The organism is Pseudonocardia autotrophica (assembly GCF_003945385.1).
Taxonomy (GTDB): domain Bacteria; phylum Actinomycetota; class Actinomycetes; order Mycobacteriales; family Pseudonocardiaceae; genus Pseudonocardia; species Pseudonocardia autotrophica.
Genome location: NZ_AP018920.1, coordinates 511,805 through 532,930 on the forward strand (window position 1 = coordinate 511,805; position 21,126 = coordinate 532,930).

Below are 21,126 nucleotides of genomic sequence, written 5' to 3' on the forward strand. Positions count from 1 at the left end.
CCCGCGGAACGAACCTCTAGGCTGAGGTCGTGGCGAGAGTGGTGGTGGACGTGATGCCCAAGCCCGAGATCCTCGACGTCCAGGGTCAGGCGGTGACCCGGGCGCTCGGCCGGATCGGTGTCTCCGGGGTGAGCGGGGTGCGGCAGGGCAAGCACTTCGAGCTCGAGGTCGACGACGCGATCGACGACGAGACCCTGCACCGGCTCGCCGGCTCACTGCTGGCGAACCCGGTGATCGAGGACTGGACGGTGACCCGGCTGTGAGTCGTGTCGGCGTGATCACCTTCCCGGGCACGCTCGACGACGTCGACGCCGCCCGCGCCGTCCGGCGTGCCGGTGCCGACGCCGTCCCGCTGTGGCACGGCGACCACGACCTGCGCGGGGTGGACGCCGTCGTCGTCCCGGGGGGCTTCTCCTACGGTGACTACCTGCGGGCCGGTGCGATCGCGTCGCTGGCGCCGATCATGCGCGAGGTCGTGGACGCGGCCGGGCGCGGCCTGCCGGTGCTCGGCATCTGCAACGGCTTCCAGATCCTCTGCGAGGCGCACCTGCTGCCGGGCGCGCTGGTCGCGAATGCCGGCATGCACTTCCTCTGCCGTGATCTGGTCCTGACCGTGGAGAACGCCCGGACCGCGTGGAGCAGCGACTATGCGACCGGCGACCAGCTGCTCGTCCCACTGAAGTCGCAGGAGGGTCGCTACGTCGCCGACGCCGCGACCCTCGACGAGCTGGAGGGCGAGGGCCGGGTGGTGTTCCGCTACCGCGACGGCGCCCCGAACGGCTCGGCCCGCGACATCGCCGGGATCACCAACCCGGCCGGGAACGTGGTCGGGCTGATGCCGCACCCGGAGCACGCCACCAGCGCACTGACCGGCCCGTCCGAGGACGGTGCGGGCCTGTTCACCTCGGTGCTGAAGGCGACGGCCGGCCTCGGCTGACCGGGACCCCTCGAACGACGTGCCGACGACCTGGCGGAACGCCGGCACGGCGTCCCGTCGGGCCGGACGACGCGCGGTCGATCCGCCCCCGCTTGTGCTTCCGGGCACCGCCACGATCCGGTACCGATGTGTCGCCATTACCCTGGCCTCGTGACGCAGTCCCAGGTGCAGGTCGATTCCGTCTCCCACGCCGAGGCGACGCCGGAGGCGCCGCAGCCCTACCGTGAGCTGGGCCTCAAGGACGACGAGTACGCCCGTATCCGGGAGATCCTCGGTCGCCGGCCCACCGATGCCGAGCTGGCCATGTACTCGGTGATGTGGAGCGAGCACTGCTCGTACAAGTCGTCGAAGGTCCACCTGAGCTACTTCGGTGAGACGACCACCGAGGAGATGCGCTCCGCGATGCTCGCCGGCATCGGGGAGAACGCCGGGGTGGTGAGCATCGGCGACGACTGGGCCGTCACCTTCAAGGTCGAGTCGCACAACCACCCGTCCTACGTCGAGCCCTACCAGGGTGCGGCGACCGGTGTCGGTGGCATCGTCCGCGACATCATGGCGATGGGCGCCCGCCCGATCGCCGTCGGCGATCCGCTGCGCTTCGGCCCGCTCGACGCCGACGACACCGCCCGGGTGCTGCCCGGCATCGTCGCCGGGGTCGGTGGCTACGGGAACTGTCTCGGCCTGCCGAACGTCGCGGGCGAGGTCGTCTTCGACCCGTCCTACGCGGGGAATCCGCTGGTCAACGCGCTGTGTGTGGGTGCGCTGAAGACCGAGGACCTGCACCTCGCGTTCGCCTCCGGTACCGGCAACAAGATCATCCTGTTCGGTGCGACGACCGGTCTCGACGGCATCGGCGGCGTGTCCGTGCTGGCCTCGGAGACCTTCGACTCCTCCAGCGGCGGAACCGGGCGCAAGAAGCTCCCGAGCGTCCAGGTCGGCGACCCGTTCACCGAGAAGGTCCTCATCGAGTGCTGCCTGGAGCTGTTCGCGGCCGGGCTGGTCGTCGGCATCCAGGACCTCGGCGGCGCCGGGCTGTCCTGCGCCACCTCCGAGCTGGCCAGCGCCGGTGACGGCGGGATGAGCGTGGACCTCGACGCCGTCCCGCTGCGCGCCACCGGGATGACCGCCGCCGAGATCCTCTCCTCGGAGTCCCAGGAGCGGATGTGCGCGGTGGTGAAGCCCGAGCACGTCGAGGCGTTCATGGCGGTCTGTGCCAAGTGGGACGTGCTGGCCTCGGTGATCGGCGAGGTCACCGACGGCGACCGGCTGGTGATCACCTCCGGCGGACAGACCGTGGTCGACGTGCCGCCGCGCACCGTCGCCCACGAGGGGCCGGTCTACCGGCGCCCGGTCGCCCGTGACGACGAGCGGCAGGACGCGCTGAACGCCGACGTCCCGGACCGGCTGCCGCGCCCGGAGGTGCCGTCCGAGCTGCGTGCCGAGGTGCTGCGGATGGCGGCCTCGCCGAACCTGGCCAGCCGCGCCTGGGTCACCGACCAGTACGACCGCTACGTGCGCGGCAACACCGTCGCCGCGCACGGCGCCGACGCCGGAGTCGTGCAGGTCGACGAGGAGACCGGCCGCGGGATCTCGGTCGCCACCGACTGCAACGCCCGGTTCGTCGCGCTGGACCCCTACGCCGGCGCGCAGCTCGCGCTCGCCGAGGCGTACCGCAACGTGGCGACCTCCGGTGCGGTGCCGCTGGCCGTCACCGACTGCCTCAACTTCGGCTCGCCGGAGGACCCGCACGTCATGTGGCAGTTCCAGCAGGCCATCCGCGGCATCGCGGACGGCTGCGCGGTGCTCGGCACCCCGGTCACCGGTGGGAACGTCAGCTTCTACAACCAGACCGGCTCTACCGCGATCCTCCCGACCCCGGTGGTCGGCGTGCTCGGCGTGATCGACGACGTCCGCGGGGCGGTCCGGTCCGGGTTCGCCGGCGCCGACGGCGACGCGGTGATCCTGCTCGGCTCCACCGCCTCCGAGTTCGGCGGCTCGGAGTGGGCGCACGAGGTGCACGGTCACCTCGGCGGCCTCCCGCCGGCCGTCGACCTGGAGCACGAGCGTCGCCTCGCCGGTCTGCTCGCGGCCGCCGCTGCCGACGGCGAGCTCACCGGCAGCCACGACCTGTCCGACGGCGGGCTGGCCCAGGGCCTGGTCGAGGCCGCGCTGGCCGGTGGCCGGGGTGCCCGGATCGATGTGGCCGTCGTGCACGACGAGGCGTTCACGGCGCTGTTCTCCGAATCCGCCGGGCGGGTCCTGGTCACCGCCGCCGCGGACGCCGCCGACGGTCTGCTGGTGCGGGCCGCCGAGGCCGGCGTCCCGGCCGTCCGGATCGGGGAGACCGGTGGCTCCGCACTCGACTTCGGCGACGCCGCCGGGGTGCTCGAGCTCGACGAGCTGCGGACCGCCTGGGAGGCGACCCTGCCGGCCCGGTTCGGCCCCGTCTCGGTGTGACCGGCGCGCTGCACGACTGGCTCGGCGGTGGCCCGGAGCCCGACCGGGCCACCCGCCGGGCCGCGGTGAAGGAGTCGCTGGCCGAGCTGGTGCGGCGGGCGCCGGGGCACAGCGTCGAGGTGCGGGTGCCGCCGTTCGGTGCGGTGCAGTGCATCGACGGGCCCCGGCACACCCGCGGCACCCCACCGAACGTGGTGGAGACCGATCCGCGGACCTGGATCGCGCTCGCGCTGGGCCGGATCTCCTGGACCGACGCCGTCGCCGACGGCTCGCTCCGGGTGTCCGGTTCGCGGGCCGGTGAGGTGGCGGGCCTGCTGCCCGTGATCGGGTCGCGGAGTGACCCTGCTCCCCGAACCTGAAGGAACCTGCTGCCGCGGCGTACGATCACGAACGGTCCCGGTACGCCGCCAGCCGAGGAGCGCCGCGTTGAGTTCCGCCCGGAACACCCACGTCAGCACCGCCCGCATCCCGAACACCGCTCCCGAACCCGAACCCGACGAGACCGGTCCCCGCGAGGAATGCGGCGTCTTCGGTGTCTGGGCCCCGGGCGAGGACGTCGCGAAGATGTCGTACTACGGCCTCTACGCACTGCAGCACCGCGGCCAGGAGGCCGCCGGGATCGCGGTGTCCGACGGCAAGCGCATGGTCGTGTTCAAGGATCTCGGCCTGGTCAGCCAGGTGTTCGACGAGCAGACGCTGTCCTCGCTGCGCGGTCACCTCGCGATCGGGCACTGCCGCTACTCCACCACCGGGGCGACCACCTGGGAGAATGCCCAGCCGACGTTCCGCACCACCGCGACCGGCTCCGGCCTGGCGCTGGGGCACAACGGGAACCTGGTCAACACCGCCGAGCTGCGCGAGGACGTCGCGAAGCTGGAGAACCGCAACCGGTCCGGGCTGCGCGCCACCACCGACTCCGACCTGGTCGGCGAGCTGCTCGCCGCGGGGGCCGCGGATCTCGGCGTCTTCGAGGCCGCGCTGCGGCTGCTGCCGCGGCTGCGCGGGGCGTTCTCGCTGGCCTTCGCCGACGAGACGACCCTGTTCGCCGCCCGTGACCCGCAGGGGGTGCGGCCGCTGGTGCTGGGCCGGCTCGAGCGGGGCTGGGTGGTCGCGTCCGAGACGGCAGCGCTGGACATCGTCGGCGCGTCGTTCGTCCGCGAGGTCGAGCCCGGCGAGCTCATCGCGATCGACGCAGACGGAATACGCAGCGAGCGCTTCGCCGCACCGGAGCCGAAGGGCTGCGTGTTCGAGTACGTCTACCTGGCCCGGCCGGACACCCAGATCGCCGGCCGCTCGGTCTACGACACCCGGGTCGAGATCGGCCGCCGGCTCGCCGAGGAACACCCGGTCGACGCCGACCTGGTCATCCCGGTCCCGGAGTCCGGCACCCCGGCCGCGATCGGCTATGCGCAGGGATCCGGCATCCCCTACGGCCAGGGCCTGGTGAAGAACGCCTACGTCGGGCGCACCTTCATCCAGCCGAGCCAGACCATCCGCCAGCTCGGCATCCGGCTGAAGCTGAACCCGCTGCGCACCGTCATCCGCGGGAAGCGCCTGGTCGTCGTCGACGACTCGATCGTCCGCGGCAACACCCAGCGTGCCCTGGTCCGGATGCTGCGCGAGGCGGGCGCCCTCGAGGTGCACGTGCGGATCGCGTCGCCGCCGGTGCGCTGGCCCTGTTTCTACGGTATCGACTTCGCCAGCCGTGCCGAGCTGATCGCGAACGGTGCCGACTCCGAGGGCGTCCGCCGCTCGATCGGCTCGGACTCCCTCGGGTACGTCTCGGTGGAGCAGATGGTGGCCGCCTCCGAGCAGCCGCGCTCCCGGCTGTGCTGCGCCTGCTTCGACGGGAACTACCCGATCCCGCTCCCGGACGAGGCGAAGCTCGGCAAGCACCTGCTCGAGGACATCCCGCCAGCGGAGCAGGCCCGGACCGCGCCCGCCCCGGAGCCCGGCCCGCTCGCGGTCGGATACGGTGCCGGTGAGGCGCTGTCCCGGCCGTAGGCCCGGTCAGCACCCCGCGATACGCCCGTCACACACCCCGCGTACTGGAGAACCGACCCATGCCCTCGACCGATTCCGGCCCTGCCAGCTACGCATCGGCGGGAGTGGACGTCGACGCGGGGGAGCGGGCGGTCGAGCAGTTCCGCCCGTTCGCGGAGAAGGCGTCCCGGCCCGAGGTGATGGGTGGGATCGGCGGGTTCGCCGGCCTGTTCGCCGCCAAGTTCGGCAAGTACACCGAGCCGGTGCTCGCCGCGTCGACCGACGGCGTCGGCACCAAGGTCGCGATCGCGCAGGCGATGGACAAGCACGACACCATCGGCCAGGACCTGGTCGCGATGGTCGTCGACGATCTCGTGGTGTGCGGCGCGGAGCCGCTGTTCCTGCAGGACTACATCGCCGTCGGCAAGCTCGTCCCGGAGAAGGTCGCCACACTGGTCCGCGGCATCGCCGAGGGCTGTGAGCAGGCCGGTTGCGCGCTGCTGGGCGGCGAGACCGCCGAGCACCCCGGGCTGATGGAGCCCGGCGGCTACGACCTGTCCGCGACCGGCGTCGGCATCGTCGACGCCGAGAAGATGCTGCGCCCTGAGCGGGTCCGCCCGGGCGATGTGCTGGTGGCGCTCGGGTCGTCGGGCCTGCACTCCAACGGCTACTCACTGGCCCGGCACGTGTTGCTGGACATCGCCCGGCTGCCGCTGGAGGGCGAGCTGGAGGAGTTCGACCACTCGCTCGGCGAGGAACTGCTCGTCCCGACCCGGATCTACGCCAAGGACTGCCTGGCGATCGCCGCCGAGACCGGTGTCCGCACCTTCTCGCACGTCACCGGTGGCGGGCTCGCGCGGAACCTGGAGCGGGTGCTGCCGGACGGCCTGGCCGCGACCGTGGAGCGCGGTTCCTGGACCCCGGCTCCGGTATTCAAGCTGATCCAGGGCCGCGGCCGGGTGGAGCGGGCGGAGATGGAGAAGACGTTCAACATGGGTGTCGGCATGGTCGCCGTGCTCCCGCCCGAGGACGTCGACCGGGCGCTCGCGGTCCTCACCGCGCGGCACGTGCCGGCGTGGATCCTCGGCGAGGTCGCCCGGATCGGCGACGTCGACGGTGCCGACTCCGGCACGCTCGGTGCCCGGGTGCAGCTGCGCGGGGAGCACCCGCGGTTCTGAGCAGGATCAGCGCTCCGCCGCGGCCCGATCGTTCGGGCGGTGTGAGTCGCGCAGCATCGGCGGGTGCAGCGCGGTGGCCGTGCCCCGCCGGAACAGTCGCGGCGGCCGGCCGCGGCCTCCGGTGACCAGCGTCGTCGTCGGGACCAGGAAGCCCTCGGTGGAGGTCACCTTCCGCTGGAAGTTCCGCGGGTCCAGAGAGGCGTCCCAGACGGCCTCGTAGACCCGGCGCAGATCGGACACGGTGAACTCCGGCGGGCAGAACGACGCGGCGAGCGTCGTGTACTCCAGTTTGGACCGGGCCCGCTCGACGCCGTCGCCGAGGATCCGCTCGTGGTCGAAGGCGAGCGCCGGGATGCGTTCGACCGGCCACCATGCCGACGCCGCGGCGCCACCGCCCGGTGTCGGCTCCGGCATGTCCGGGACGAACGCCAGGTAGCCGACGGACAGCACCCGGCCACGCGGGTCCCGGTCCGGGGCGGCATAGCTCGCCAGCTGCTCCAGATGGCCGACGACGGCGTCGCCGGTCGCGGCCCCGGTCTCCTCGCCGAGCCGGCGGCTGGCGGTGTGCACCAGGTCCTCCTCCGGGCGCACGAAACCACCCGGGAGGGCCCACTCGCCGAGGAACGGCGGCTCCCCGCGCTCGATGAGCAGCAGGTGCAGCTGGTCCGAGCGGACCGTGAGCACGACGAGATTGACGGCGACCGCGAAGAGGTTGCCGCGCATGTCGTGAACACCTCGGACAGGGACGGGGACCGGTGAGCGCGCCCCCGGAAGGAGCGCGTTGGTGATCTTGCCCTATCCGGCCGGTCGGGCGAAACCGCCCGGTACGACCGGCGTTGCGCTCGCAGCGGCGAGCGGGTGAGAGGGGGTCGCGCACGCGTCGACGCCCGGTCGGGGAACCGGGATTCCCGACCGGGCGCCGGTGCGCGGATCAGCGGCGAGGGTGGTCGTCCTCGTCGTTGTACTTCGCGGCGAGGTCGGAGTATTCGCCGTACTCCTCTTCGCCGTTGTCGGTAGTAACCGCCGTCCCGCTCCCGATCTCACGCTGCAGCGCGTCGAGATCCATTGCGGGGGAGCTGTACTTGAGCTCGCGGGCCACCTTCGTCTGCTTGGCCTTGGCTCGTCCGCGCCCCATGGCTGGTCCCCCTTACAACAGGGAAGGGGCGGCCCGGTCACCTGACACGACCCGGCGGCCCCTCTCGTCTCATCAATGTCGTGAGACCAACCGTACCCTGCGCACCCGGCGGCATGCGATGCGGCACCGTCGTCGTCACAGGGGTGGGCGGGCATGTGCCGTCCGGCGACGGCACCCGTTCACCCGGCGGACACCACGAACGGGTGACGCCGGACGTCGCAGGTCAGCCGCGGCGGCCCGGCCCGCCCCCGGCGAGCTCCCGGGCGGCCCGTCCGGGTGGCGGGCGATCCGGATCCGGCTCGTAGGAGTCCGGATCGATCGTGACGGGAGACACGCGGTCCTCGGCCCCTGCGGTCAGCTCCGCATCGACCGGGACCGAGCGCTTCACCAGTGCCAGCGCGACCGGCCCGAGCTCGTGGTGCTGGACGACCGTTCCGACCCGCCCGACGGCGCGGCCGTCGCGCTGCACCGGGTCGCCGGTGCGCGGCAGCTCCTCGTCGCCCGCGTCGAGGTGCAGCAGCACCTGGCGGCGCGGCGGGCGACCCAGGTTGGCGACCCGGGCGACCGTCTCCTGCCCGCGGTAGCAGCCCTTCGTCAGGTGCACCGCCGGCCCGATCCAGCCGACCTCGTGCGGGATCGTGCGCTCGTCGGTGTCGAGGTGCAGCCGGGGGGACCGGGACTCGACCCGCAGCGCCTCGAACGCGATGGTTCCGGCGGCCCGGGCCCCGGCTGCGGTGAGGGTGGACCACCAGGTGCCGCTCTCCGTACGGGGGACGACGACGTCGGCCGCGTCCTTTCCGGGCCACGGGGTGCGCCGGACGAACCCGCCGTCCTCGAGCCCCAGCACGCCGTGCGGGGCGGCCGGGACCGGCAGTCCGGCCCGTTCGAGCACGGCCGGGACGTCCGGGCCGACCACGGTGAGCACGGCCAGCTCGGGCGTGGCATCGCGCGGCTCGACCTTCGACCAGAACACCATCTTGCCCAGGTAGTCCAGCAGTGGGGCGCCTTCGCCCGGCTCGGTGTCGAGATAGACGGTGTCCTCGGTGGCGGCGACGCCCATGTGGTGCAGCACCCGGCCCTGGATGTCCAGCACGAGCGCCTCGGTGCCGGTGCCCGGCGGCAGCTCGCTGACGTGCTGGGTGAGCAGCAGGTGCAGCCAGGACAGCCGTTCCTCGCCGGTCACCGCGAGCACGTCGCGGTGACTGCGGTCGACGACGGCCGCCGAGCGGGCCATCGCGCGCTGCTCGGCGGGCGGGTCGCCGCGGTGGGCGGGAACGGCGGCGTCGGTGTCCGCCTGTCCCGTCCCGTCGGCGCTGTCGGTGTCGGCAGCGCTCCGGGTGGGGTCGGCGGGGTCGGTGCTGTCGGGCGCCGTCTGCGGCCCCGGTCCGGTCGTGGTCACCGGTCTCCCTTCACGGCGCCCGGTGTCGCCGGACCCGCGTCGTCGTGCTCGGTGTCGGTCTGTAGGGCGTGCTGCTGGGCGACCTGGGCCTCCTCGGCGGCACAGTCGGCGCAGGTCCCCGACAGTGCCACGTGTGTCGCGTCGAGGTGGAAACCCAGGTCCGTGAGGGTGCGTTCGGCCACACCGGACAGCAGCTCGGTGGGTGCCTCGTCGACCCGGCCGCAGCGGTGGCAGACCAGGTGCACGTGCCGGTGCCGGTGCTCGGAGTAGGTCGGCGCGCCGTGCCCCAGATGGGCGTGCCGGACGACGCCGAGCCCCTCGAGCAGATCCAGCGTGCGGTAGACGGTTGTGATGTTGACGGCGGGCGCAGTGGCCTGGACGCGGGTGCAGACCTGCTCGGGAGTGGCGTGCCCCAGCTCGCGCACCGCGTCCAGGACGAGTTGGCGTTGGGGGGTCATCCGCAGACCGCGCTTGTGCAGCGTGCCCTTCAGCGAGGAGTCCACACCATGATGGTATTCGCTTCGGCCCGGTAGGCTGCGGTCGCGAGGACGGTAGCCGCGCATCGTGTCACGGGAGCCTTCTTCGCGGGGGACGCCACGCCGGTGACTGATCATTGCGGGCTGCGGCGTTCGCCGCGATGGCGCCCGCGTGGCTACCCTGACCGGCGGGGTCGGACCGGTGCCGCCGGTTGCGTGGGCCTCGCAGTGGTGTCTCACCGGCACTGCGCCGGACGAACTGTGAGGAGTGAGCGATGACGGCAGACGGGGCGGACCGCCCGGGCGGTTCCCCGCGGTTCGACGTCGTGCTCCGCGGATACGACCGCAGGCAGGTCGACGAGCACATCGTCGGAATGCAGCGGGTGATGGGCCGGATGCGGGCCGACATCGATGCGTTGCGCAGCAGGCCTGCGCCGCCGATGCCGATGCCGCCGCCCGGTGGCTTCGCCGGGCCGCCCGGTCCGCCGCGGCAGGGCCCGCCACGGCCTGCGCCGCCGCAGCCGGGGCCCGGCTCCGAGCCGGACCGGCACACCGGATCCGACAACTTCTCCGACCGGATGCAGGCGATCCTGCAGAAGGCGGAGGAGGAGGCCGAGGAGATCCGGACCAAGGCCAAGGCCGACGCCGAGCGCGTCACGGCCGAGGCCCGCAAGCAGGTCGATCGTGCCCGGGCGGATGCCGACCGGGCTCGCGAGCAGGGTGACAAGCTCCGCGCCGAGGTCGGCGAGCTGACCCGTCGCCGCGACGAGCTCCGCGCCGGCGCAGGCAAGCAGGGTGGCGCTCCGGCCGACCGGGCGCGGCCCGACAGCCGGCCGCTCGCGGCCGCGGCCGAGGGCTCCGACGAGGCGCCACGACCCGAACCGGGCGCGCGCTCGGGCTCCGGCGAGTCCCGCAACGGCGCCCCCGAGCAGCGCAACGGTGCGTCCCAGCCGGTGCGGCCCGGATCCGGTGCCGCGCCCCAGCCCGACCGGAAGGACCAGCCCGCCGCCGCGCAGCAGGGTCAGCAGGCCGGTCGCGGACCGGGCACGCCGCAGTCCCCGTCCGGGGTGAACGGTGCCCGCCCCGCTGCCGCGCAGCAGGGCCCCGGCCAGGGCGAGCCCGGGTCGTCACCGCGCCCCGGCCCGCGTCCGCAGCCCGGCCCAGCAGCGCCGGGCGGACCTGGGCAGCAGGGCGGCCGCAACGACTCCGGCGCCCAGTCGCGCCCGCAGGGCAGGCCCGGTGCATTCGATCAGCAGTCCGACGCCGCGAAGCCCGCGGCAGCGGGCGCCGGTGGGCCGGGGCAGCAGGGCTCGGCCCAGCAGTCCAGGCCGGGCCAGCAGGGTGGCTGGAGCCAGACGATCCGGCCGGACCAGTCCGGCCCGGGTCAGTCGAACCAGCAGGGCCAGTCGAACCTGCAGGGCCAGCCGGGTCAGGGGAACGCTTCCGGGCAGCAGAGCCGTCCCGGTCAGCAGGGCCAGCCGGGCCCGCGTCCCGGCGGGGCGCCGCGACCGTCGCCGGCTCCGCGTCCCGGTGCGGGAGTCTCCGGGCAGCAGGGGCAGGAACGTCAGCAGGAACAGGGCGCCGAGCGGACCACCGCGGTCCGGCCGGGCGGCGAGGAGCACGAGCCCGAGCCCGCCGAGCTGTTCCGGCCGGCGTCCGACGCCCGTCCGGCGGAGCCCGCGACGACCGCGGTGCCGCGTCAGGACGCGAAGGCCGGGTCCGAGAAGGACGCCGAGCGGACCGTCGCGGTCGGCGCCGTCCGTCGTTCCGGTGACACCCCATCGGATGGTTCGGAGAAGCCCGGGAGCGACGACGAGAAGGCCTCGTCCGCGAGGTCCGCGGCCGCCTCGGAGCCGCCGACCACCGCGAACCCGGCGATGGGGCGCACCGGCGGCAAGGGCGACCAGGAGTCGCGCCGGAACGGCTCCGGCCAGGCCGGCAACGGTCAGGGCGGTGCCGGTAGCGGATCCGAGTCCGCGGACAAGGCCGGCGGTCGCCCGGCCAACGGCCAGTCCGCGGGTTCGCACAGCGGCACGAACGGTTCCGCCGACGCGGCCCGGCCGAGCACCGCGCAGCCCTCGTCGGGGACGCGCAGCACCTGAGGTTGCACGCGCAAGGGCCCGGGCCCCCTTAGGGTCCGGTCCCATGCAGCTCGGCTCGGTCACGGTTCCGCCCCTCGCGCTCGCCGCGGCGCTGGGGGCGGTAGTGCTCGTGGTGCTGGTCCTCTGGGGAGTGTGGCGCGCGCGCAGCGGGCCGGCACCCCTGCCGGTCGCGGCGCCGGACACCGTCGGCCCGCCGCCGTGCGCCGAGGACTGGACCGGGGAGTCGGCGGGTGGCCCGGCCGATCCGCTACCTCCCGCGCGGCCCCGGACCGTCGCGGACATCGTCGCGGAACGGGACGGGGACACCGGTCCCCTCCCGGGCCTGCCGGTCCGCTCCGGCGGCGCGGCCCCGGCATATGCCGGGACGCCCGGCACCGGACACAGCGGACCCGGACGGCACGCCAGGGAGACGGCCCCGCGCAGCTCGCTCGACGAGCTGCTCGCGCCCGCCGACGAGTGGCCCGACGCCGCGACCAGGGCCCGCACCCGCCGCGACCCGGCGGAGCCGGTCCGGTCGTCCGGGGACATGGTGGAGCCCGCCGGGCGGTCCCGGGTCGCACCGGGATCGGCGGCACCGGCCACGGCGGCCCCGTTGGGCGGAGCGGCCGCGCTGGGCGGAGCGGCCCCGCTGGGCGGAGCGGCCCCGCTGGGCGGAGCGGCCGCGCTGGGCGCCCTCGGTGCGGCGCAGGCGGGCACCGGTGGCGCGGAGCGGGCGATCGACCGCACGTCCGCCGACGGTCGCGAAGCCATCACCGCCGACGGTCGTGAGGCCTCCACCGCCGACGGTCGTGAGGCCTCCACCGCCGACGGTCGTGAGGCCTCCACCGCCGACGGTCGTGAGGCCTCCACCGCCGAAGGCCGCGACGCTCTCACCGCTGACGGGGCGAGCGCCACCTCCGCGACGAGCACAGCCGATACAGCCGATACAGGCAGCACAGGCAGCACAGGCAGCACGGTCAGCACGGCGGACCCAGCGGATACGACCGACACGACCGACACGACCGACACGGCCGACGCAGCGGTGGCACCGCCCGGGGGACCGGCCGGCGCCACCGGTGGCCCCGCCACCCCGGTCGCGCGCCTGCACATCGCAGACGAGCACTCCGAGCCGTCGGTGACCGAGCCGTCGGTGACCGAGCCGTCGGTGACCGGGCCACCGACCGGCTCCCCGGCGACCGAGCCGACGCCGTCCCAGGCCCGCCCGGACGGCCCGCCCGCGACCGGCGATCTCGCCGCGGCACCGCTGCCGCCCTGGTCCGCGGAGCGCACCGTGCCCGCGCACGAGGACCTGCCCACCGGCGAGCTGCCGGTCACCGGTCCCGCCACACCACAGGACCGGGGACCGGCCGCGCCCCAGCCGCCCCGGCCCGCTTCGGCGCCGCTGTCCGAGCCGGTCTCCCGGGCCGTCCAGCAGGCACTCGCGGCGCGGGCGGTGCAGCGGGCGCGGATGCGCCGCGGCGAGACCGACCCCGCCACTCCGGAGCCCGTGCCGGGCGAGCAGCAGGAGCTCCCGCTGTCGGTGGTGCCGTCATCGGACGGCGACGAGGACGCCCGGGACCGGTTGCTGGCGGTGCTGCTGGCCGACCCGGTACGCGCCGTCGACGCCACCCGCACCCTCGACGACTCGCAGCACCGCATCGAGGAGCTCGGCGACGTGCTGCGCCGCCGTCGTGACGAGCTGGCCGGTGCCGTCCGGCACCTCGACGAGTGCGGGCTCGACCCGACCCAGATCGGGCGGCTCTCCGGGATGGCGCCGGAGGACGTCCGGACCATCCTCGACGGCGAGGACGCCGGTCGCTGAGCCGACGCCGGCCGGGCCCCGTCAGCCCAGCACGGTGAACCGGACCAGGGCACCGGGCGCCGCCTGGGCCAGCAGCGGCAGGTCGCCGGGCTCGACGACCGCGATCACCGGATAGCCGCCGGTCGTCGGGTGATCGGCCAGGAACACCACCGGCGGCCCGTCCGGCGGTGCCTGCACGGCGCCGGTCACCATGCCTTCGCTGGGCAGCTCACGGTCCCTCGTGTCCGGATGCCGGACCGGCGGTGGCCCGTCCAGTCGCACCCCGATCCGGTTTCCGTCCTGCGACACCGTCCACACCGGACGGATCAGCGCCTCCCGCGGATCGGCGAACCAGTCGTCGCGGGGACCGAGCCGGACCCGCAGGCGCACCGTCTCCGGCGGCACCGAGACCGGGACCGGGCCGGCGGCCGGGAGCTCGCCGGACCATCCGCCCACGGGCAGCAGATCGCCGTCGGCGACCGTGGCCGGGCCGAGCCCGGACAACAGGTCGGTGCTGCGACTCCCCAGCTCCGGCGCGACCTCGAACCCGCCCGCCACCGCGAGGTACACCCGCAGCCCCGCGACCGGCGCCCCGACGTCCAGGACGGCGCCGTCGGGGACGTGCACCGCGATGTGCGATCCCGCGGGCCGGTCGTCCACCCGGACCGGCGCCGGCGCGCCCGTCACCGCGACGACGCGATCGCCGCGGGCGCGGACCCGCAGCCGTCCACCCAGCAGCTCCAGCCCGGCGGCGCCGTCGGCATTGCCGACCAGCCGGTTCCCCAGCTCGTACGCGGGCCGGTCCAGCGCGCCGGACGGCGGCACCCCCAGGTGAGCGTTGCCCGCCCGCCCGCGGTCGGTGACGAGCGCCTGCGGTCCGGCGGCGAGGACCTCGAGGCCGGCCCGGGCGGTGCTCACCGGGCCTCGAACCGCACCCGGTCGCCCGGGGTGAACAGCGCGGGCCGGTCCGCGGCCGGATCGAACAGGACGGTGTCGGTGCGACCGATCAGCCGCCAGCCGCCGGGGGAGCGGCGCGGGTACACGCAGCTGTAGATGTCGGCGATCCCGACCGAGCCGGCCGGCACCGCGGTCCGCGAGCTCTCCAGCCGTGGCTGCTGCAGCGGCTCGGGGAGACCGGACAGGTAGCCGAAGCCGGGGGCGAAACCGCAGAAGTCCACCGTGTACTCGGCGCCGCTGTGCAGCGCGACCACCTCGTCGGGGGAGATTCCGGCGGTCTCCGCGACGAGATCGAGATCGGCGCCGTCGTAGGAGACCTCGATCGTGTGCAGGACACCGGTACCCACGGTCCCGGCCCGCGGGTCGGCGTCGGCCACGGCGGCCCGGACCCGGTCGAGGGATGCGCCGGCGGAGACCTCGACGAGCACGGTCCGCGCGGCGGGCACGAGCTCGGACACCTCGGGCAGCCCGGCGGCACGCACGGCGTCGACGATCGCGGCCACCTCCAGCGCCGACCCGACCTCGAACAGCAGTGCCCGGCTCCCGCACGGTCGGACGGTCGCGCCGTCCACCTAGCCGACCACGCGGTGCAGCAACGCCGAGATGTGCGGCTGCAACGGCTGGCCGACCATCGCCCGCTCGTCGACGTAGGCGAGGTCGCCCTGGTTCACCAGGCCGTAGAGCCGCTTCGCCCCGGTGACCTCCTTCGCCGACGGGGTGCGGGCGACCGCGTCGGTCTCGATCTGCCAGGACCGCATGTCGCCCTTCGGCCCGTAGTAGATCTCGACTATCCCGCTGCTGTGGGCGATCAGCACCTCGACCGAGCCGTCCTGCTGCGGTCGCCAGAAGCCGGTCTCGCGGGCGGCCTGCCGGATGATCCCGCCGTCGGGATCGAGCAGCCAGGACCGCGACTCGTAGGACAGGAACGGGCGGCCGTCGTGCGCGAAGGTGATCTGCTGCCCGAAGTGGTACGGGCCGTCGATGGTCGGGTAGACGACCTCGCCGGTGCCCCGCCAGGTGCCGACCAGCGGCAGCAGGCCCAGGCACGCCTCGTTCAGGTCGGGGCCCTGGCGGAGGTTGGCGGTGTCGTCGTCGACCGGTAGATCGGTCCACTGCGGCCGGTTGCGCTGCGGCGAGTCCGGCGCCGCGTTGGCGGGGCCGGTGATGGTGGTCTGCAGCTGCTCGTCGTCGGGATCGGTCACGAGTCGCGCTCCTCGGTGTGGTGGTCGTCGTCATCGGCGTCGTCCGGGACCCGACGGTCCGTGCGCCCGGGCTCCGGGGCGGTGGCGGGCTCGACGACGAACAGGCGCCGGAGCAACCACCCGGCCCAGGCGGCGGTCCCCGCGGACAGGGCGATCAACAGCCCGGTGGAGAACCAGTGCACGACGCGCCAGCCTACCGGCACATCGGCGCGGCGCCCGCCGGGAGTGCCGGGGGCACCGGTCCCCGGCCGCGGATCGCCGGAGCCGGGCACTTCGACCTCTCCCGCCGGACGCACGCGATGTGGTGTGGTGGAGATCCGACGTCGGCGAGCAGGCGGCCCCTGGACCGGGCGGCCCGTGACCGGAGGCCCTGTGGACGACGAGTACGACCTGATCTGTGTCGGATCCGGGATCGGCGGCTGCGCGGCGGCGGCCGCGGCGGCGGATGCCGGGGCGCGCGCACTCGTCGTGGAGCGCGCCCAGGTCGTCGGTGGGGTCACGGCGGTCTCCGGCGGACAGATCTGGATACCCGGCAACCGGTGGGCCCGTGCGCTCGGCATGTCCGACACGGCGGAGGAGGGTGCTCGCTACATCGATGGGGTGGCCGGCGGCAACAACGACCCGGCCCGGACCCGGGCGCTGCTGGGCGCGGCCGACGGGGCCCTCGACCTCTTCACCGGCCGCGGGCTGGACCTGCGCGTGATCCGGGATCTCCCCGACTACTACTACCCGGAGGCCGGGCACTCCGCGGCCGAGGGCCGCTACCTCGAACCCGTCCCGCTGCCGGCCGGCGCACTCGGCGAGTGGGCCGGGCGCCTGCGCCGTACCGCGGTCTGGAACATGGGCGCCGGCACCCCGGGCGGCGGGACGGCCGACCCGGAACTGGTGACCGGCCAGGCCCTGGCCGGCTACTTCGTGCGCGCCGCGCTCGACGCCGGCGCACGATTGACGGCCGGGACGGCGGTGACCCGGCTCCGCACCCGTGACGGTGCCGTCACCGGGGTCGTCCTCGCCGACGGCCGGGAGATCGTCGCCCGGTCCGGTGTCGTGCTGGCGACCGGCGCCTACGACCGCAACCCGGATCTCGTCCGTCGTTTCGAAGGGGTGCTCGACGACCACGGCACCGGTTCCCCGCCCGGGATCACCGGGGACCATCTCGGCATGGCGGCCCCGCTCGGCGCGTCGATCTGGTCGCTCCCGGCGGCCCGCAACACCGTGCAGGTGGGCTTCCCGACCGGCGAGCTCGACGAGGACGGTACGGCCCGCTACCGCACCCACTGGGTGGTCCACCCGCACGAGATCATCGTGAACGCGCGGGGCGCCCGGTTCGCCGACGAGAGCTTCTATCCCGCGATCAACGCGGGCCTCCACCAGTTCGACGGGGCGTCGCAGCGGCTGCCCAACTGGCCCGCCTGGCTGGTCTTCGATCACGATCTCGCGGAGCGCGGCGTCGTGCAGGTCGATCCGGAGCGCGTCGTCAGCGCGCCGTCGGTCGAGGAACTCGCCCGTCGCGCCGGCATCGACGCCGACGGTCTCGCGGCGACGGTGGCCGGCTACAACGAGGCCCGTGCCCGCGGCCGGGACGACGCGTTCGGCCGCGGCGAGCGTCCCTGGTCGCTGTGGATGAGCCGGCTGGCCACCGGGACCGGCGACGGCAACCCCACACTGGGGCCGATCGTGCGGCCGCCGTTCCACGCCGCGCGGCTGGCCAGGGTCCAGGCCGGGCTCGGCTCGGCGGGGCTGGAGGTGGACACGTCCGCGCGGGTCCTCACCTGGGCGGGCGAGCCGATCCCCGGGCTGTACGCGGTGGGCAATGCGACCGCACGCAACGACATGGGTTTCTCCGCGCAGAGCGGCACGTCCAACCTGCGGGGCATGGTCCAGGGCTATCTCGCCGGTCGTGACGCGGCCCGCTGACCGGCACTCGATCGGCGATCTTGCTGCAGCATGCAGGATGCATTCTTCACTCGTTCAGATGTGACGTAACTCGCTATCGCATTCGTATCTTGTTGTTCCGCCGGCTTCGGCGCGACCGCATCGCTGACGAATTCACAACGAGGTGAACCATGGCGCTCGACGACGCGACGACAGGATTCCTGGCCCAGATGGCGGAGAGCGGGGCCAAGCCGCTGCACGAGATGACCCCGGCCGAGGCCCGCGAGCTGGGCGGGATGCTGCGGGACATGTACGGGCCGGGCCCCGAGGTGGCCCAGCGGATCGACGAGAGCGTCCCGGTCGACGGCGGCACCGTCCCGATCCGGATCCTGCTGCCGGAGAACCCGCGGGCGGTGATCGTCTACTACCACGGCGGTGGCTGGGTGATCGGCTCGATCGACGAGTCCGAGACGCTCGGGCGGAACCTGGTGGCCCGCACCGGTGCGGCCGTCGTACTGGTCGACTACCGGCTCGCCCCCGAGCACCGCTACCCGGTCGCCGCCGAGGACTCCTGGGCGGCGCTGCGCTGGACCGTCGGCCACTTCGAGGCACAGGGCCCGCGGCTGCCGCTGATCGTCGCCGGGGACAGCGCCGGCGGGAACATCGCCGCGATCATGGCGCAGCGGGCGAAGGCCGAGGGCGGGCCGGACATCGCGCTGCAGGTGCTCGTGTACCCGGTCACCGACGCCGACGTGGACAACGCCAGCTACACCGATCCGGCCAACCAGCTGATGCTGAGCCGGGACTCGATGATCTGGTTCTGGGACCACTACGCCCCGGACACCGCCTCCCGTTCCCGGCCGGACGCATCACCGCTGCGCTCGGCCGACCTGTCCGGCCTGCCGCCCGCGGTCGTGCTCACCGCCGAGCACGACGTGCTGTGCGACGAGGGCGAGGCCTACGCCGAGAAGCTGCGGGCCGCGGGGGTTGCGGTGCAGAGCCGCCGGTTCGAGGGCCAGATGCACGGCTTCTTCACCTTCGTCAACGTCCTGCCCGGTTCGGCGGCCGGCCTGGACTACGTCACCGACCAGGTCGAGAAGCACCTCGCCGGCCGCTCCCAGCCGGCCTGAGCGCGCCACCCCGCACCACGCGAACCGCACCCCCGCTCTGCACTCCGCTCTGCACTCCGATCTGCAACGACGCACGTCAGGAGCAAGCATGACCAACGAACGGAACGTGGACGCAGTCATCGTCGGTGCCGGCCTGGCCGGGCTCTACCAGCTGTACCGGTTGCGGGAACTGGGACTGAGCACCCGGGTGTTCGAGACCGGCGACGACGTCGGCGGCACCTGGTACTGGAACCGGTACCCGGGCGCCCGGTGCGACGTCGAGAGCCTGTCCTACTCCTACTCGTTCTCCCCCGAGCTGGAACAGGACTGGGAGTGGACCGAGCGCTACCCCGGTCAGCCCGAGATCCTGAGCTACATCGAGCACGTCGCGGAGCGGTTCGACCTGCGCTCCGGGATCACCTTCCGGACCAGGGTCGTCTCGGCGGTCTTCGACGAGGACGCGAACCGCTGGCGGGTGGACACCGACACCGGCGAGACCGTCGACGCGCAGTACCTGATCATGGCGACCGGATGCCTCTCCCGGGCAAAGGACATCGACATCCCGGGGATCGCCGACTTCCAGGGCGCGACCTACCACACCTCGCGCTGGCCGCGGGAGGGCGTGGATTTCACCGGTAAGCGGGTCGCGGTGATCGGAACCGGATCCTCCGGGGTCCAGTCGATCCCGGTCATCGCGGAGCAGGCCGCCGAGCTCACCGTCTTCCAGCGCACGCCCGCCTACTCGCTCGCCGCCCGGAACCGCCCGCTGGAACGGTCCGAGATCGACGAGATGAAGGCCGGCTACCGCGACTGGCGGGAGGCACAGCGCACCTCCGGCTTCGGCGTCCCGGTGGAGCTCGCCACCCGGTCCGCACACGAGGTGTCCGAGACCGAGCGGAACGCGACGTACGAGGCAGGCTGGCGGAAGGGCACGCTCGTCTCGATCCTGGCCGGCTACACCGACACCCTCACCGACGCGGCCGCCAACGAGACCGCCGCCGAGTTCGTCCGGCAGAAGATCCGGGAACGGGTCGAGGACCCGGAGGTGGCCGAGGCCCTGTGCCCCCGCAGCTATCCGTTCGGCACCAAGCGCCCGTGCCTGGACACCGGCTACTACGAGACGTTCAACCGGCCGCACGTCTCGCTCGTCGATCTCCGGCGGACCCCGCTGATCGAGGTGACGCCGTCCGGGGCGCGCACCTCCGAACGCGAGTACGGGTTCGACGTCATCGTGTTCGCCACCGGATTCGACGCGATGACCGGCGCACTCGACGCGATCGACATCCGGGGCCGGGACGGCGTGCTGCTCCGGGAGAAGTGGGCGGAAGGTCCGCGCACCTACCTCGGACTGGCCGTCGCCGGGTTCCCCAACCTGTTCACCATCACCGGCCCGTCCAGCCCGTCGGTGCTGTCGAACATGATCGTGTCCATCGAGCAGCACGTCGACTGGATCACCGACTGCATCGTCTCGCTGCGCGAACAGTCGATCCCGGCGATCGAGGCGACGGCCGAGGCCGAGGACCGGTGGGCCGCCCACGTCGAGGAGGTCGGCAACACCACGCTCTACCCGACCGCCGACTCCTGGTACATGGGATCGAACGTGCCCGGCAAACCGCGAGTGTTCCTGGCCTACATCGGCGGGGTCGGGTTCTACCGCGAGCAGTGCGACGCGATCGCCGCCGACGGGTACCGCGGATTCCGGCTCCACGAGGCCCTCGCGACGACGTGACCCCTCCGCACGGCTCCGGGGCCGGTGCATCGGGCACCGGCCCCGGGGGCGACCGGCCGGACCAGGGAGAGCATGATTTCCCGGTGTCCTTCGCGATCCCGCCGACCCGGCGCGAGGCGATCACCCGCCAGCTCCGTGGTGAGATCGTCCAGGGCACGCTCGCGCCCGGGGCCGTCATCAAGGACGCCGAGCTCGCCGCCCGGCTCGGCGTCAGCATCACCCCGGTCCGCGAGGCGATCGCCCAGCTCGTCGCCGAGGGGCTCGTCGACGTCGCGCCGAACCGGACCCGGCGGATCGCCGACCTGAACGTGCAGAACGCCGTCGACCTGATCGACGTGATGGGCCTGCTCGCCTGCGCCGGCGTCGAGTGGGGCATCGAGAACATCACCGACGACCACCTCGGACGGCTGCGCACCCGGCTCACCGAGCTCGAGGACGCGCTGGCCCGCAACGACGTGACCGCCGCCAACGCCGCAGGATCGGACTTCAGCACCATCCTGATCCTGGCGAGCGGCAACCGGGAGCTGCAGACCCACGTCGATCTCGTCGTCACACGGACACAGCGGATGATGGCGCTGAACTCGGACAGCGCGATGTGGACCCCGTGGACCACCGGCTACCGCGCCGTCCTCGACCTGCTCGAACGCGACGACCGGGCGGGGGCCGTCGAGCGGTACCGGCAGATCTACCGGGAATGCCGGGCGCTGCTCGGTGCCGCGACCGAACAGGCCTGACGGCACGAACGGGCCCCTGCGCGGGAGTGGCTCCCACACAGCGGCCCGTTCGCGGTGCTGTCTCGCGCCTTCG

The 21,126-nt window shown here is 73.8% G+C and carries 20 protein-coding genes; 12 read left to right on the plus strand and 8 right to left on the minus strand.

Going from position 1 to position 21,126, the window contains the following annotated elements; all coding sequences use genetic code 11:
- The first annotated feature begins 29 nt into the window (after nucleotides 1–29).
- The 6 genes from purS (at nucleotide 30) to purM (ending at nucleotide 6,555) form a co-directional block, all read left to right on the plus strand.
- A complete protein-coding gene (purS, locus tag Pdca_RS02505) occupies nucleotides 30–263 on the plus strand; it encodes a phosphoribosylformylglycinamidine synthase subunit PurS (protein ID WP_029239885.1) in 234 nt (77 codons plus the stop codon).
- Nucleotides 260–937, plus strand: a complete 678-nt coding sequence (gene purQ, locus Pdca_RS02510) for a phosphoribosylformylglycinamidine synthase subunit PurQ (protein ID WP_085913590.1) — start codon at nucleotides 260–262, stop codon at nucleotides 935–937. The genes purS and purQ overlap by 4 nt, the downstream gene beginning before the upstream one ends.
- A 126-nt stretch (nucleotides 938–1,063) precedes the next feature.
- Nucleotides 1,064–3,394 carry a phosphoribosylformylglycinamidine synthase subunit PurL gene (gene purL, locus Pdca_RS02515; protein WP_232021384.1) on the plus strand — a complete coding sequence of 777 codons (2,331 nt, stop codon included), beginning with the start codon at nucleotides 1,064–1,066 and terminating at the stop codon, nucleotides 3,392–3,394.
- A complete protein-coding gene (locus Pdca_RS02520; protein ID WP_085913588.1) occupies nucleotides 3,391–3,753 on the plus strand; it encodes a sterol carrier family protein in 363 nt (120 codons plus the stop codon). Before purL ends, Pdca_RS02520 begins: the two co-directional genes overlap by 4 nt.
- Before the next feature lie 106 nt (nucleotides 3,754–3,859).
- Nucleotides 3,860–5,398, plus strand: a complete 1,539-nt coding sequence (purF, locus tag Pdca_RS02525; protein ID WP_085913685.1) for an amidophosphoribosyltransferase — start codon at nucleotides 3,860–3,862, stop codon at nucleotides 5,396–5,398.
- 59 nt (nucleotides 5,399–5,457) lie between these two features.
- Nucleotides 5,458–6,555: a phosphoribosylformylglycinamidine cyclo-ligase gene (gene purM / locus Pdca_RS02530; protein WP_085913587.1), complete on the plus strand. Its 1,098-nt coding sequence runs from the start codon at nucleotides 5,458–5,460 to the stop codon at nucleotides 6,553–6,555.
- A gap of 6 nt (nucleotides 6,556–6,561) precedes the next feature.
- On the opposite strand, the gene Pdca_RS02535 is transcribed toward purM, so the two are convergent.
- The 4 genes from Pdca_RS02535 to Pdca_RS02550 all read right to left on the minus strand — a co-directional run bounded on the left by Pdca_RS02535 (nucleotide 6,562) and on the right by Pdca_RS02550 (nucleotide 9,592).
- Nucleotides 6,562–7,278 (minus strand): NUDIX hydrolase, encoded by a 717-nt coding sequence (locus tag Pdca_RS02535; protein ID WP_085913586.1) that lies wholly within the window; start codon nucleotides 7,276–7,278, stop codon nucleotides 6,562–6,564.
- 208 nt (nucleotides 7,279–7,486) lie between these two features.
- Nucleotides 7,487–7,690, minus strand: coding sequence for a DUF3073 domain-containing protein (locus tag Pdca_RS02540; protein ID WP_085913585.1), 204 nt, complete (start codon nucleotides 7,688–7,690; stop codon nucleotides 7,487–7,489).
- A 223-nt stretch (nucleotides 7,691–7,913) separates the two neighbouring features.
- Entirely contained in the window at nucleotides 7,914–9,089 is a 1,176-nt protein-coding gene (gene ygfZ, locus Pdca_RS02545; RefSeq protein ID WP_085913584.1) for a CAF17-like 4Fe-4S cluster assembly/insertion protein YgfZ, read from the minus strand.
- A complete protein-coding gene (locus tag Pdca_RS02550; RefSeq protein ID WP_269462833.1) occupies nucleotides 9,086–9,592 on the minus strand; it encodes a Fur family transcriptional regulator in 507 nt (168 codons plus the stop codon). The genes ygfZ and Pdca_RS02550 overlap by 4 nt, the downstream gene beginning before the upstream one ends.
- 248 nt (nucleotides 9,593–9,840) lie before the next feature.
- On the opposite strand from Pdca_RS02550, the gene Pdca_RS02555 reads away from it, so the two are divergent.
- Nucleotides 9,841–11,667 (plus strand): hypothetical protein, encoded by a 1,827-nt coding sequence (locus Pdca_RS02555; protein WP_085913583.1) that lies wholly within the window; start codon nucleotides 9,841–9,843, stop codon nucleotides 11,665–11,667.
- Between the two features lie 43 nt (nucleotides 11,668–11,710).
- Nucleotides 11,711–13,468, plus strand: coding sequence for a hypothetical protein (locus Pdca_RS02560; RefSeq protein WP_085913582.1), 1,758 nt, complete (start codon nucleotides 11,711–11,713; stop codon nucleotides 13,466–13,468).
- Nucleotides 13,469–13,489: 21 nt separating this feature from the next.
- On the opposite strand, the gene Pdca_RS02565 is transcribed toward Pdca_RS02560, so the two are convergent.
- Genes Pdca_RS02565 through Pdca_RS35260 form a run of 4 tightly spaced genes read right to left on the minus strand, consistent with a single transcriptional unit; the run spans nucleotide 13,490 to nucleotide 15,788 of the window.
- Complete coding sequence (locus Pdca_RS02565; RefSeq protein ID WP_085913581.1) at nucleotides 13,490–14,365, minus strand: 5-oxoprolinase subunit C family protein; 876 nt, start codon at nucleotides 14,363–14,365, stop codon at nucleotides 13,490–13,492.
- Nucleotides 14,362–14,976, minus strand: coding sequence for a 5-oxoprolinase subunit B family protein (locus tag Pdca_RS02570; RefSeq protein ID WP_085913580.1), 615 nt, complete (start codon nucleotides 14,974–14,976; stop codon nucleotides 14,362–14,364). Before Pdca_RS02570 ends, Pdca_RS02565 begins: the two co-directional genes overlap by 4 nt.
- Nucleotides 14,977–15,606 carry a heme-binding beta-barrel domain-containing protein gene (locus Pdca_RS02575; protein WP_373865543.1) on the minus strand — a complete coding sequence of 210 codons (630 nt, stop codon included), beginning with the start codon at nucleotides 15,604–15,606 and terminating at the stop codon, nucleotides 14,977–14,979.
- Nucleotides 15,603–15,788 carry a hypothetical protein gene (locus tag Pdca_RS35260; RefSeq protein ID WP_158092195.1) on the minus strand — a complete coding sequence of 62 codons (186 nt, stop codon included), beginning with the start codon at nucleotides 15,786–15,788 and terminating at the stop codon, nucleotides 15,603–15,605. Before Pdca_RS35260 ends, Pdca_RS02575 begins: the two co-directional genes overlap by 4 nt.
- A gap of 175 nt (nucleotides 15,789–15,963) precedes the next feature.
- Here Pdca_RS35260 and Pdca_RS02580 point away from each other — a divergent pair, with 175 nt between their 5' ends.
- The 4 genes from Pdca_RS02580 (at nucleotide 15,964) to Pdca_RS02595 (ending at nucleotide 21,053) form a co-directional block, all read left to right on the plus strand.
- A complete protein-coding gene (locus Pdca_RS02580) occupies nucleotides 15,964–17,523 on the plus strand; it encodes an FAD-dependent oxidoreductase (RefSeq protein ID WP_166665891.1) in 1,560 nt (519 codons plus the stop codon).
- Between the two features lie 149 nt (nucleotides 17,524–17,672).
- A complete protein-coding gene (locus Pdca_RS02585) occupies nucleotides 17,673–18,611 on the plus strand; it encodes an alpha/beta hydrolase (RefSeq protein WP_085913578.1) in 939 nt (312 codons plus the stop codon).
- An 88-nt stretch (nucleotides 18,612–18,699) separates the two neighbouring features.
- The gene (locus Pdca_RS02590; protein ID WP_085913577.1) at nucleotides 18,700–20,319 is read left to right on the plus strand and encodes a flavin-containing monooxygenase; all 1,620 of its coding nucleotides are present in this window, start codon (nucleotides 18,700–18,702) and stop codon (nucleotides 20,317–20,319) included.
- 83 nt (nucleotides 20,320–20,402) lie between these two features.
- Nucleotides 20,403–21,053 (plus strand): GntR family transcriptional regulator, encoded by a 651-nt coding sequence (locus Pdca_RS02595; protein ID WP_197719898.1) that lies wholly within the window; start codon nucleotides 20,403–20,405, stop codon nucleotides 21,051–21,053.
- Nucleotides 21,054–21,126 lie beyond the last annotated feature (73 nt).